This window comes from Aeromonas sp. HMWF016, assembly GCF_963878195.1.
In the GTDB taxonomy this organism is placed as follows: domain Bacteria; phylum Pseudomonadota; class Gammaproteobacteria; order Enterobacterales; family Aeromonadaceae; genus Aeromonas; species Aeromonas lacus.
Genome location: NZ_CAWNWX010000085.1, coordinates 55,478 through 67,177 on the forward strand (window position 1 = coordinate 55,478; position 11,700 = coordinate 67,177).

13 protein-coding genes are annotated in these 11,700 nt (G+C 55.9%); all 13 read left to right on the forward strand.

Features of this window, described 5'->3' with window-relative positions:
• Positions 1 to 48: 48 nt before the first annotated feature.
• The 13 genes from AACS24_RS13560 (at position 49) to AACS24_RS13620 (ending at position 11,690) form a co-directional block, all read left to right on the forward strand.
• Complete coding sequence (locus AACS24_RS13560) at positions 49 to 459, forward strand: ATP synthase subunit I (protein WP_033115243.1); 411 nt, start codon at positions 49 to 51, stop codon at positions 457 to 459.
• Between the two features lie 8 nt (positions 460 to 467).
• Entirely contained in the window at positions 468 to 1,247 is a 780-nt protein-coding gene (atpB, locus tag AACS24_RS13565; RefSeq protein WP_108571001.1) for a F0F1 ATP synthase subunit A, read from the forward strand.
• A gap of 61 nt (positions 1,248 to 1,308) precedes the next feature.
• The gene (atpE, locus tag AACS24_RS13570) at positions 1,309 to 1,551 is read left to right on the forward strand and encodes a F0F1 ATP synthase subunit C (protein ID WP_005307205.1); all 243 of its coding nucleotides are present in this window, start codon (positions 1,309 to 1,311) and stop codon (positions 1,549 to 1,551) included.
• A 55-nt stretch (positions 1,552 to 1,606) separates the two neighbouring features.
• On the forward strand, positions 1,607 to 2,077 hold the full coding sequence (gene atpF / locus AACS24_RS13575) for a F0F1 ATP synthase subunit B (protein WP_005342350.1): 471 nt from the start codon (positions 1,607 to 1,609) through the stop codon (positions 2,075 to 2,077).
• A 13-nt stretch (positions 2,078 to 2,090) separates the two neighbouring features.
• Entirely contained in the window at positions 2,091 to 2,624 is a 534-nt protein-coding gene (atpH, locus tag AACS24_RS13580) for a F0F1 ATP synthase subunit delta (protein ID WP_033115241.1), read from the forward strand.
• Between the two features lie 15 nt (positions 2,625 to 2,639).
• Positions 2,640 to 4,181, forward strand: coding sequence for a F0F1 ATP synthase subunit alpha (gene atpA / locus AACS24_RS13585; protein WP_033115240.1), 1,542 nt, complete (start codon positions 2,640 to 2,642; stop codon positions 4,179 to 4,181).
• A 43-nt stretch (positions 4,182 to 4,224) separates the two neighbouring features.
• On the forward strand, positions 4,225 to 5,091 hold the full coding sequence (gene atpG, locus AACS24_RS13590) for a F0F1 ATP synthase subunit gamma (protein ID WP_005339343.1): 867 nt from the start codon (positions 4,225 to 4,227) through the stop codon (positions 5,089 to 5,091).
• Between the two features lie 33 nt (positions 5,092 to 5,124).
• The gene (gene atpD, locus AACS24_RS13595; RefSeq protein WP_005342353.1) at positions 5,125 to 6,513 is read left to right on the forward strand and encodes a F0F1 ATP synthase subunit beta; all 1,389 of its coding nucleotides are present in this window, start codon (positions 5,125 to 5,127) and stop codon (positions 6,511 to 6,513) included.
• A gap of 18 nt (positions 6,514 to 6,531) precedes the next feature.
• Positions 6,532 to 6,960: a F0F1 ATP synthase subunit epsilon gene (locus AACS24_RS13600; protein ID WP_033115239.1), complete on the forward strand. Its 429-nt coding sequence runs from the start codon at positions 6,532 to 6,534 to the stop codon at positions 6,958 to 6,960.
• Between the two features lie 94 nt (positions 6,961 to 7,054).
• On the forward strand, positions 7,055 to 8,422 hold the full coding sequence (gene glmU / locus AACS24_RS13605) for a bifunctional UDP-N-acetylglucosamine diphosphorylase/glucosamine-1-phosphate N-acetyltransferase GlmU (protein WP_108571002.1): 1,368 nt from the start codon (positions 7,055 to 7,057) through the stop codon (positions 8,420 to 8,422).
• Positions 8,423 to 8,442: 20 nt separating this feature from the next.
• Positions 8,443 to 9,846, forward strand: a complete 1,404-nt coding sequence (locus tag AACS24_RS13610; RefSeq protein ID WP_108571003.1) for an undecaprenyl-phosphate glucose phosphotransferase — start codon at positions 8,443 to 8,445, stop codon at positions 9,844 to 9,846.
• Positions 9,830 to 11,149: an outer membrane beta-barrel protein gene (locus tag AACS24_RS13615; protein WP_108571004.1), complete on the forward strand. Its 1,320-nt coding sequence runs from the start codon at positions 9,830 to 9,832 to the stop codon at positions 11,147 to 11,149. The genes AACS24_RS13610 and AACS24_RS13615 overlap by 17 nt, the downstream gene beginning before the upstream one ends.
• A gap of 1 nt (position 11,150) precedes the next feature.
• The gene (locus tag AACS24_RS13620; protein WP_033115235.1) at positions 11,151 to 11,690 is read left to right on the forward strand and encodes a polysaccharide biosynthesis/export family protein; all 540 of its coding nucleotides are present in this window, start codon (positions 11,151 to 11,153) and stop codon (positions 11,688 to 11,690) included.
• Positions 11,691 to 11,700: the final 10 nt, after the last annotated feature.

Sequence of the window (11,700 nt, forward strand, 5' to 3'; positions counted from 1 at the left end):
GAGCTGTTAACATGGGGTCTTCGGATCCCGATTTTTTACAGTTCTGTAATGTTCAGGGGTAGGTTGGTGAAGCAGAAAATAGCCTTGGAAGGTTTGACACTGGCCTTGGTTATGCTCGTTTGTCAGCTGGTCCTGATCCTGGCGATGAGTGCCGTCTGGTATTACCTGACTGGTGCCAGCGCCGGTTATTCCGCCCTTTACGGAGGGGGGATGTACTGGGTTCCTCAAGCCTTGTTCACTCTCTGGGTACTGCGCCGCAAGGTAACGGCCGAGAGTGTGGGTCTGGTTCTGCGGGACTTTTATGGTGGGGCAGGGATTAAGCTCATTACTACAACAGGTCTATTCGCCCTGATGTTTGGTGCGGGAGTCGAGGTCGTTACCGTCTCGTTTTTCGCCACTTATATCCTCGCCCTCGTTGTACAGTGGATAGTCTCATTCACGCTTAACAACCACTATTAGGAAAACTCATGTCTGCAACCGGAGAAGTCCTGACTCCTCAGGGATATATCTCCCACCACCTGACCCACCTGCAAGTCGGGTCCGGGTTCTGGACGGTCAATATCGACTCAATGGTATTTTCCGTCGTGCTAGGCGCCCTGTTTATCCTGTTGTTCCGCAAAGTAGCCGTCAACGCTACCAGCGGGGTGCCGGGTAAGCTGCAGTGCTTTGTGGAGATGCTGGTCGAGTTTGTGAATGGTAACGTCAAAGACATCTTTCACGGTCGCAACAAGGTCATCGCACCTTTGGGGCTGACGGTGTTTGTGTGGATCTTCCTGATGAACTTCATGGATCTGATCCCCGTTGACTTTATCCCTCACGCTGCACAATTGATGGGTATTCCCTATCTGCGTGTGGTTCCCTCCGCTGACGTTAACATCACCATGTCCATGGCTTTGGGCGTGTTCTTCTTGATCCTGTACTACAGCATCAAGGTCAAGGGTATCGGCGGGTTTGTGAAGGAGCTGACTCTTCAGCCTTTCAACCACCCGGCGGCCATCCCGGTTAACCTCATCCTGGAAACTGTTACGCTGGTATCCAAACCGGTCTCTCTGGGTCTTCGACTGTTCGGCAACATGTATGCTGGCGAACTGATCTTTATCCTGATTGCGGGTTTGCTACCCTGGTGGTCACAGTGGATCCTGTCCGTGCCTTGGGCAATTTTCCACATCCTGATCATCACTTTGCAGGCATTCATCTTCATGGTTCTGACCATCGTCTATCTGTCGATGGCGCAGGAAGACCATTGATAATGCGACTCAAATAATCCTTTTTATACAATCAATTACATCTAAATAAATGGAGATCCTCATGGAAAACTTGAACATGGACCTGCTGTACATCGCTGCTGCAATGATGATGGGTCTGGCTGCTATCGGCGCTTCCATCGGTATCGGTATTCTGGGTGGTAAATTCCTGGAAGGTGCTGCTCGTCAACCTGACCTGATCCCTGTTCTGCGTACCCAGTTCTTCATCGTAATGGGTCTGGTCGATGCGATCCCGATGATCGCCGTTGGTCTGGGTCTGTACGTGATGTTTGCGGTTGCTGGCTAAGTCGTTACGACATCTCCAGGCATAACCCATTAACTAACTAAAGAGGACATCGGCTGTGAATATCAACGCCACCCTCCTCGGCCAAGCAATTGCTTTTTTCTTCTTCGTAGTGTTTTGCATGAAGTACGTATGGCCGCCGTTGATTGCTGCCATCGAAGCCCGTCAGAAAGCTATTGCTGACGGTCTCTCTTCTGCAGAGCGTGCCAAGAAAGATCTGGATTTGGCCAAGGCCAACGCCGTCGATCAGCTGAAAGAAGCCAAGCTCCAGGCTGCTGAAATCATTGAACAGGCCAACAAACGCAAGGCCCAGATCATTGATGAGGCAACTGTCGGAGCTCAGTCTGAGCGGGAGAAAATCCTGGCTCAAGGCCGTGCCGAGATTGAAGCTGAACGTCATCGTGCCAAAGAAGAACTGCGCAAGCAGGTTGCTGCTCTTGCCATTGCTGGTGCAGAGAAGATCCTGGCGCGCCAAATCGACCAGGCTGCCAACAGCGACATCGTCGACAAACTGGTAGCAGAACTGTAACGGGAACGGGGCTATGTCTGAACTGACTACAATCGCTCGCCCCTACGCCAAGGCTGCTTTCGAGTTTGCCGTTGAGCACAAGGCGGTTGATCAGTGGCTGGGGATGCTCAGCTTCGCTGCGGAAGTAGCGAAGAACGAGACCATCCACTCCCTGGTAAACGGCTCTGTGGCTGCCGAAGAGCTGGCAAAACTGTTTGTCAGCATCTGCGGTGAGCAACTCGACGAGCATGGCCAGAACCTGATCCGGGTAATGGCTGAGAATGGTCGCTTGGGTGTGCTGCCGGCGGTCGTTGCCGAATTTGTGGTGTTCAAGGCTGAACTGGATAAAGAAGTTCAGGCTGACGTGACATCGGCGATTGCACTGACCGACCAGCAGAAAGCCAATATTCAGGCTTCTCTGGAACAACGTCTCGCGCGCAAAGTGAAGCTGAATTGCAGCATTGATGCGTCCTTGATGGCCGGGGTGCTCATCAAGGCCGGTGATCTGGTAATCGACGGCACAGTCCGCGGTAAGCTGGATCGCATGGCTGACGCGCTGCAATCTTGATTGGGGTATTAGAGCATGCAACTGAATTCCACTGAAATCGCCGAGCTGATCAAGCAGCGCATTGCGCAGTTTGATGTAAAGAGCGAAGCGCGTAACGAAGGTACTATCGTCTCTGTGAGCGACGGTATCATTCGTATTCACGGCCTGGCTGATGCCATGCAGGGTGAGATGATCGAGCTGCCGGGCAACCGTTACGCTCTGGCATTGAACCTGGAGCGTGACTCCGTCGGTGCGGTGATTATGGGTTCCTATGACGGTCTGTCAGAAGGAATGAAAGTAAAAGGTACTGGCCGTATTCTGGAAGTGCCGGTAGGTCGTGGTCTGTTGGGCCGGGTGTTGAACACCCTGGGTCAGCCGATCGACGGTAAAGGTCCGATCGACAACGATGGCTTCTCGCCGATCGAAGTGATCGCACCGGGCGTTATCGAGCGTAAGTCTGTTGACCAGCCGGTCCAGACCGGTCTGAAAGCCATCGATGCCATGATCCCGATTGGTCGTGGCCAGCGTGAGCTGATCATCGGTGACCGTCAGGTTGGTAAGACCGCCATCGCTATCGACACCATCATCAACCAGAAAGATTCCGGCATTAAGTGTGTCTACGTTGCGATTGGCCAGAAGGCCTCCACCATCGCCAACGTGGTGCGCAAGCTGGAAGAGCACGGCGCCCTGGCCAACACCATCGTGGTTGTTGCCTCTGCCTCCGAAGCGGCTGCCCTGCAGTACCTGGCTCCGTATGCCGGTTGCTCCATGGGTGAGTACTTCCGTGACCGCGGTGAAGACGCGCTGATCATCTATGATGACCTGTCCAAACAGGCCGTAGCTTATCGCCAGATCTCCCTGCTGCTGCGCCGTCCGCCAGGACGTGAAGCTTACCCGGGTGACGTTTTCTATCTGCACTCCCGTCTGCTGGAGCGTGCTGCTCGCGTTAACGCCGAGTACGTAGAGAAGTTCACCAATGGTGAAGTGAAAGGCAAAACCGGTTCTCTGACCGCGCTGCCGATCATCGAAACCCAGGCGGGGGACGTATCTGCGTTCGTTCCGACCAACGTGATCTCCATCACCGATGGTCAGATCTTCCTGACTTCACAGCTGTTCAACTCCGGTATTCGTCCGGCGGTTGACCCGGGTATCTCCGTATCCCGTGTAGGTGGTGCTGCTCAGACCAAGATCGTCAAGAAGCTGTCCGGTGGTATCCGTACCGCGCTGGCCCAGTATCGCGAACTGGCGGCATTTGCCCAGTTCTCTTCCGATCTGGACGAGGCGACTCGCAAGCAGCTGGATCACGGTGTGAAAGTGACCGAGCTGATGAAGCAGAAGCAGTACTCTCCGCTGAGCGTGGCTCACCAGTCTCTGGTGCTGTTCGCCGCCGAGAAAGGCTATCTCTCCGATGTCGAGCTGAACAAGATCGTCGACTTCGAAGCCGCTCTGCTCTCTTACGCCAATACCCAGCATGCCGAGCTGATGGCTGAAATCAATGCCAAGGCCGACTACAACGACGCGATCGTTGGCAAGCTGACTGCGTTGCTGGATGACTTCAAGGCAACCCAGACCTGGTAAGCGTGTGTGGCAGCGCGAGCTGCCACCTGATGGAGAGTAAGAGATGGCCGGCGCAAAAGAGATACGTAACAAGATCGGGAGTGTGAAAAACACTCAGAAGATCACCGGCGCTATGGAAATGGTGGCAGCAAGCAAAATGCGCCGTGCGCAGGAACGCATGTCTGCCAGCCGTCCGTACGCTGAAACCATGCGCAAGGTGATCGGCCATATCGCTCAGGGGAACTTGGAATACAAGCACCCCTACCTCATCGAACGTGAGGTCAAGCGAGTGGGTTACATCGTCGTCTCCACCGACCGTGGCCTGTGTGGCGGTTTGAACATCAACCTGTTCAAGGCTGCCCTCAATGATATGAAGCAATGGAGCGCGAAAGGTGCCAAGGTTGACCTGGCACTGATCGGTAACAAGGCCTCCAACTTCTTTGAACGGCACGGCGCCAAGGTTAAAGCTCATGTCGCAGGACTGGGCGATAGTCCGAGCGTCAATGACCTGATTGGTTCAGTCAAGGTCATGCTGAAGGCTTACGACAACGGTGAGATTGACAAGCTGTATCTGGTGTACAACAAGTTCGTCAACACCATGGTGCAGCAACCACGGGTCGATCAACTGCTGCCTTTGCCCGTAACTGAAGACAGCAAGCTCGCCAAGAAACACCACTGGGATTACCTCTATGAGCCGGATCCCAAGAAGCTGCTGGATACCCTGCTGGTTCGCTATGTCGAATCCCAGGTGTACCAGGGTGTAGTGGAAAACTTGGCAAGTGAACAGGCAGCCCGAATGGTTGCCATGCAAGCCGCGACTGACAACGCCGGTAACCTGATTAACGATCTGCAACTGGTATACAACAAGGCCCGTCAGGCCAGTATTACCCAGGAGCTGACAGAGATCGTATCCGGTGCTGCTGCGGTGTAAGGCAAGGGTTATCAAAGGTTTAGAGGATTTGACATGAGTAACGGTTTCATCGTCCAAATCATCGGCGCTGTGGTGGACATCGAGTTCCCGCAGGATGCCGTGCCCCAGGTGTACGATGCACTGAAGGTCGTTAGCGAAGGTCAAGGCCAGGGTCTGGTGCTGGAAGTTCAGCAACAGATCGGTGGCGGCGTCGTTCGTTGCATCACCATGGGCTCCTCCGACGGTCTGCGTCGTGGGTTGGAAGTAGTGAATAGCGGTAAATCCATCCAGGTTCCGGTCGGTACTGCGACTCTGGGTCGGATCATGAACGTACTGGGCGAGCCAATCGACGAAAAAGGTCCGATCGGTGAAGAAGAGTGCTGGTCTATCCACCGCGCTGCCCCCAGCTACGAAGATCAGTCCAACAGCAACGATCTGCTGGAGACCGGCATCAAGGTTATCGACCTGGTATGCCCGTTCGCCAAGGGTGGTAAAGTTGGTCTGTTCGGTGGTGCCGGTGTAGGCAAAACCGTAAACATGATGGAGCTGATCCGTAACATCGCGATCGAGCACAGTGGTTACTCTGTGTTCGCCGGTGTAGGTGAGCGTACCCGTGAGGGTAACGATTTCTACCACGAGATGATGGAGTCCAACGTACTGGACAAAGTATCTCTGGTTTACGGTCAGATGAACGAGCCGCCCGGAAACCGTCTGCGCGTAGCGCTGACCGGCCTGACCATGGCCGAGAAGTTCCGTGACGAAGGTCGTGACGTGCTGTTCTTCGTGGACAACATCTACCGTTACACCCTGGCCGGTACTGAAGTATCCGCACTGCTGGGCCGTATGCCTTCTGCAGTAGGTTACCAGCCGACCCTGGCCGAGGAGATGGGTGTTCTGCAAGAACGTATCACCTCCACCAAGACTGGTTCCATCACCTCCGTACAGGCCGTTTACGTTCCTGCGGATGACTTGACTGACCCGTCTCCGGCGACCACCTTCGCCCACCTGGATGCGACTGTCGTACTGTCCCGTCAGATCGCGGCACTGGGTATCTACCCGGCCGTTGACCCGCTGGACTCTACCTCTCGTCAGCTGGATCCGCTGGTAGTTGGCAAAGAGCACTACGAGACCGCTCGTGGCGTTCAAACCGTACTGCAGCGCTACAAAGAGCTGAAGGACATCATCGCCATCCTGGGTATGGATGAACTGTCAGAAGAAGACAAACTGACCGTAGCCCGTGCCCGTAAGATCGAGCGTTTCCTGTCCCAGCCGTTCTTCGTAGCAGAAGTGTTTACCGGTTCTCCGGGTAAATACGTGCCGCTGAAAGAGACCATCCGTGGTTTCCAGGGCATCCTGAAAGGCGAGTATGACGATCTGCCCGAGCAGGCGTTCTACATGGTTGGCGGTATCGACGAAGTCGTCGAGAAATCCAAGAAACTGTAAGCCTCTACTGGAGGGCCCATGGCTGAGATGATCTCCTTTCACCTGGATGTGGTGAGCGCCGAAGGAAAACTGTTTTCCGGTCGCGTGCAATCCGCTCAGGTATCAGGCTCCGAAGGTGAGTTGGGTCTCCGCCACGGTCATGCTCCGTTGCTGACTGCCATCAAGCCGGGCCTGGTCCGCTTGGTGAAGCAGAATGGAACTGAAGAGGTGCTGTACATCTCCGGCGGTATGCTGGAAGTACAACCCGAAGCCGTGACCGTGCTGGCGGACACCGCGATTCGTGCCGACGACTTGGATGAGGCGAAAGCCCAGGAAGCCAAGCGCGCAGCCGAAGAGCGGATCCACAGCTCCCATGGCGATATGGACTATGCCCAGGCCGCTACCGAGCTGGCCAAGGCGATGGCTCAACTGCGAGTCATCGATATCGTCAAAAAGAATTACCGCTAATAACGGTGATGTAAAAAGCGACCTTCGGGTCGCTTTTTTTTTGCCCGTTGGATAGACTCCGCCGAGTATTTCCTCATGTTCCAAAGGTCAATTTATGTCCCTCAACGTCGTGATCCTGGCTGCGGGTAAAGGCACCCGCATGCGCTCCTCCCTGCCCAAGGTACTGCATCCGGTCGCCAACAAACCCATGGTCTCCCATGTGATCGATACCGCCCGTCAGGTCGGTGCCGAGCAGTTGCATCTGGTTTATGGCCACGGTGCCGAGCTGCTGAAAGAGCGGATCGTGGCGGCTGATGTCAACTGGGTGTTGCAAGCCCAGCAGCTGGGAACCGGTCACGCCGTTGCCCAGGCCATCCCGTTCTGGAAGGATGAGGACGACGTGCTGGTGCTGTACGGCGATACCCCGCTGATCCAGCCCGAGACCCTGCAGCGCTTGCTCGCCGCCAAAGCGGAAAACGGGATGGCACTGCTGACCGTGGTGTTGGACAACCCCACTGGCTATGGCCGCATCGTCCGTGAAAATGGTCAGGTAGTCGGCATCGTCGAGCAGAAGGATGCCAATGCCGAACAGCTGGCGATCCGTGAGGTGAACACCGGCGTGTTGGTGGCCAATGGGGGCCAGTTGCGTCAATGGTTGTCTCGTCTCGACAACAAAAACGCCCAGGGCGAGTTCTATCTGACCGATGTGATCGCCATGGCTCACGGCGATAATTGCCCGATTGCCGCCGTTCATCCGGAGCGCGCCGCTGAAGTGGAAGGGGCCAACAATCGGGTTCAATTGGCCCAACTTGAGCGCAGCTATCAGCAGATGCAGGCCGAGAAACTGATGATTGCAGGTGCAACCATGATCGACCCCGCACGCTTTGATTTGCGTGGGGTTTTGGAAATTGGTGAAGAGGTTGTTATTGATGCAAACGTCATCATTGAGGGCAAGGTAATCCTCGGCAATCACGTTCGTATCGGAGCCGGTTGCGTACTGAAAGATTGTGTCATTGGCGATCACACCGAGGTGAAACCCTACTCGGTTATCGAGGGTGCACAGGTGGCAGATCAGTGCTCAGTGGGTCCGTTTACCCGCTTGCGTCCGGGGGCGGTTCTGGAGCAGGATGCGCACGTTGGCAACTTCGTCGAGATGAAGAAAGCCCGTCTTGGGGTTGGTTCCAAGTGTGGTCATTTGACCTATCTGGGTGATGCCGAGATCGGAGCCGGGGTTAATATCGGTGCCGGTACCATCACCTGCAACTACGACGGGGTCAACAAATTCCAGACCATCATCGAGGACGATGTGTTCGTCGGTTCTGATACCCAACTAGTAGCGCCTGTTCGCATCGGCAAAGGGGCCACCCTGGGTGCCGGCTCTACTATTACCAAGGACGTGGGTGAAAATGAACTCGTGATTACCCGGGTACCCCAGCGTCACATCAAGAACTGGGCTCGTCCGGTCAAGAAAACTGATAAGTGATATCAGTATGAAGGCGACCCATGAACAAACGAATCATCAAGCTCGCAGACGCGAGCCACAGTCTGTTTTCCCGCTTTGTCGATCTGGTGGGAATTTCAGTCTCAATGGTGCTGCTTTCGCGGCACTTTGGTTTGTTTCATGGGTTGGACGAGATGTCACTGGCCACGCTGGGCATGGTGGTCTTCTTTCTGGTTTCCCAGAATACCGGGCTCTATTGCAGCCGGGTTCGTAAACATCTGGCGCAGTCTCTGCTGCGCCTCATCTTCTCCTGGTTGGTAACAGCTACCCTGCTCTACCTGCTGGTCTATCTGGTTCCCATCTTTAAACCCTACCACCCTTTCCCGCCGGAGCTGGCTGTGCTTTGGCTTGCCATGGCCTGCCTCATTTCCACTGGTTACCGGGTGCTGTACCGGCTGGTGACCATCTGGTTCAGCAGTGCCTCCTGCTGTCGGCGTGTGGCCATCATTGGCGTGACTCCGGCCGGACTGGCGCTGGAAAAATCCCTGTGGGAGAGCCCGCGTCACGATATCCAGATGCTCGGATTTTTCGATGCCCGTAGCGAAGAGCGCTTCGGTTACCCGACTCGCAGCCCTCTGTTGGGTGATGTCGACGAGCTGCTCGAGCTGGCCCGCAAAGGGCTGGTCGACGAAGTCTATCTGGCGCTGCCCCTGACTGCCCGAGAGCGCATCAATCACTACCTCTACGAACTCTCCGATACCACGGTCGATACCTATCTGGTACCCGATTTCTACGAGTACGGCCTGACCGTATCCCACATCGATCGGGTAGGCGATATCTATACCTTCAGCTTTTTCGATTCGCCGTTTGAAGGGGGTGCCGCCCTGCTCAAACGGATTGAAGATCTGGTGCTGGGTTCACTCATCCTGCTGCTCATCTCTCCGGTCATGGCGCTGGTGGCGCTCGGGGTGCGTCTCTCTTCACCCGGACCTGTGCTCTTCAAGCAGGATCGCTACGGCCTGGGGGGAAAACGGATCCAGGTATGGAAATTCCGCTCTATGCGCGTTATGGAGAATGATGCCGTGGTGACTCAGGCAACCAGAGGCGATCCCAGAGTGACGCCATTCGGTGCGTTTTTGCGTCGCACCTCGCTGGATGAGCTGCCGCAGTTTTTCAATGTGATTCAGGGTTCCATGTCGATCGTTGGGCCGCGTCCCCATGCCGTGGCGCACAACGAGCAGTACCGCTCACTGGTGGGGCGTTACATGCTGCGCCACAAGGTTAAACCGGGGATTACCGGGCTGGCCCAGATAAATGGATTTCGTGGTGAAACCGACACCCTCGACAAGATGGAGATGCGGGTCAAGTTCGATCTCAAGTACATCCAGTACTGGTCGCTCGGACTGGATTTCAAAGTTATTTTCCTGACTGTATTCAAAGGGTTTGTCGGTGCATCCGCTTACTAGCCTCGTTTGCGCCGGACTGCTGCTCTCCCCCTCTCTTTCAGTCCGTGCCGAGGTCACACCCGTATCCCATCAGGGGCCGCTTGGTCTGGAGATCCAGACCGAGGTGGAGAGCCGTTACGGCCACGACAGCAACCTGCTGTGGCAGCGTGACAGCGGTCAGGCGATTGGCTCCGATTTCATCGGGATCACCCCGGAATTTAGCATGGTGGGCGAACGCGGCCTGGATCGCTATCAGTTCAGCTATCTGGGTGACTATCGTCGCTATGGCAGCAGTCATGCCGATGACTATGCCGATCACCAGTTCCAGTTTGACGGCAGCTGGCGCTTCTCCCTGCGCAACGCCTTCAAGCTGATGTACCAGTATCGGCTGGGCCATGAGGCTCGTGGCGAGGGGCTGACCGAAGGCTTTATGTTGCAGGGGGATGGGAAGGATGGCGGTGATGCCACTTTCGGCGGGTTCAACATTGCCGAGCCGTTGCGCTTCAAACGCAGCGAAGTGGGTGGCCGCTACAGTTACGGCGCTCCCGATGCCAGAGGCAAGCTGGAGCTGGCGCTCTCCCACAAGGATCTGGGCTATCTCGACAAGCACCTCTACCAACATGACTTTGAACGCTATATGGCCGAGCAGGAGTGGCAGGAGAACACCGCCATCGTCGAGCTGTTCGATCAGGTGAGCCATGTCAGCCGTTTTCGTTACACCCTGCAGACCAATCTGCGACGCTACCCGGCCAATCCGCGCAAGGATTCTGACGAGTTTTTTCTTATCACCGGGGTGATGAGCCAGCTGACCGGCAAGACCCGGATCGATGCCAATATCGGCGGGATCTACAAGCGTTTCGTCAACGATCCGCAGGCGGAGAGTTTCAAAGGGCTGAACTGGGATCTGCGTCTGGAGTGGCAACTGCTCGATTACAGCAAGCTCGCGCTGATCTCCAGCCGGACCATTCGTGATCCGGGTGGTGACGGCGGCTATGTCAGCAGCCAGCTATATGGCGCCGAGTGGCAGCACCATTGGTCACCCAGAGTGGCAACCACGCTCTCGTATCACGATATCCGGGATGATTATCACCAGTCGGTGGTCTGTGGTAACGACAACAGCCACCGTCAGGACGACATCCATCGCTGGGGCATGGGCATCAGCTACGACATTCGTCCCTCCGTCAATCTGGGGCTCCACTACCAGCAGGCCGACTCCGGCTCCAGCTTTGCCGGGCAGCCCATCGACATCGGCGGCAAGTGCTATCGCCGTGCGCTCGGTTACGACAAACAACAGCTTTCTCTTTCACTCAAGGTAGCCATTTAACATGAACAAAAGCGTGATGGTGCTTCTGCTTGGCTGGTTGTTCAGCCTGTCGGTCTGGGCTGGCCAGGGCCTACAAGGCAACGATTCCGCCTATCGGCTGGCGCCGGGGGACGAGGTCGAAATCCGGGTGTATGGCGAGCCGGATCTGTCGATGAAGTTCAAGGTCGATACCAGTGGCCACGTCAATTACCCCTATCTGGGTCAGGTGTTGCTGATGGGCCATACCACCACTGAGGTGGCCGAGCAGCTGACCAGAGGGCTCAAGCACGGCGTGCTGCTCGACCCCATGGTGACGGTCAACGTCACCACTTTCCGTCAGGTATTTGTGGCTGGCGAGGTGGCTCACCCGGGTGGCTACGAATACCAGCCAGGCTTGACGGTAGAGAAGGCCGTTGCGCTGGCGGGTGGTTTCACCGATCGTGCCGCCAGACGGGATATCAGCCTGCGCCTCAATGGCAGCGATCAGTTGCTGGAAGAGGTGAGCCTGCAACGGCAACTCAATCCCGGCGACATCATCACCATCGAACAAAGTTTCTTCTGATCCAGGACGC

What these genes read in the sequence shown, in the direction of transcription:
- AACS24_RS13560 (WP_033115243.1), top strand. Translation starts at nt 49, where the DNA reads ATGTTCAGGGGTAGGTTGGTGAAGCAGAAAATAGCCTTGGAAGGTTTG.
- atpB (WP_108571001.1), top strand. Translation starts at nt 468, where the DNA reads ATGTCTGCAACCGGAGAAGTCCTGACTCCTCAGGGATATATCTCCCAC.
- atpE (WP_005307205.1), top strand. Translation starts at nt 1,309, where the DNA reads ATGGAAAACTTGAACATGGACCTGCTGTACATCGCTGCTGCAATGATG.
- atpH (WP_033115241.1), top strand. Translation starts at nt 2,091, where the DNA reads ATGTCTGAACTGACTACAATCGCTCGCCCCTACGCCAAGGCTGCTTTC.
- atpA (WP_033115240.1), top strand. Translation starts at nt 2,640, where the DNA reads ATGCAACTGAATTCCACTGAAATCGCCGAGCTGATCAAGCAGCGCATT.
- atpG (WP_005339343.1), top strand. Translation starts at nt 4,225, where the DNA reads ATGGCCGGCGCAAAAGAGATACGTAACAAGATCGGGAGTGTGAAAAAC.
- atpD (WP_005342353.1), top strand. Translation starts at nt 5,125, where the DNA reads ATGAGTAACGGTTTCATCGTCCAAATCATCGGCGCTGTGGTGGACATC.
- AACS24_RS13600 (WP_033115239.1), top strand. Translation starts at nt 6,532, where the DNA reads ATGGCTGAGATGATCTCCTTTCACCTGGATGTGGTGAGCGCCGAAGGA.
- glmU (WP_108571002.1), top strand. Translation starts at nt 7,055, where the DNA reads ATGTCCCTCAACGTCGTGATCCTGGCTGCGGGTAAAGGCACCCGCATG.
- AACS24_RS13610 (WP_108571003.1), top strand. Translation starts at nt 8,443, where the DNA reads ATGAACAAACGAATCATCAAGCTCGCAGACGCGAGCCACAGTCTGTTT.
- AACS24_RS13620 (WP_033115235.1), top strand. Translation starts at nt 11,151, where the DNA reads ATGAACAAAAGCGTGATGGTGCTTCTGCTTGGCTGGTTGTTCAGCCTG.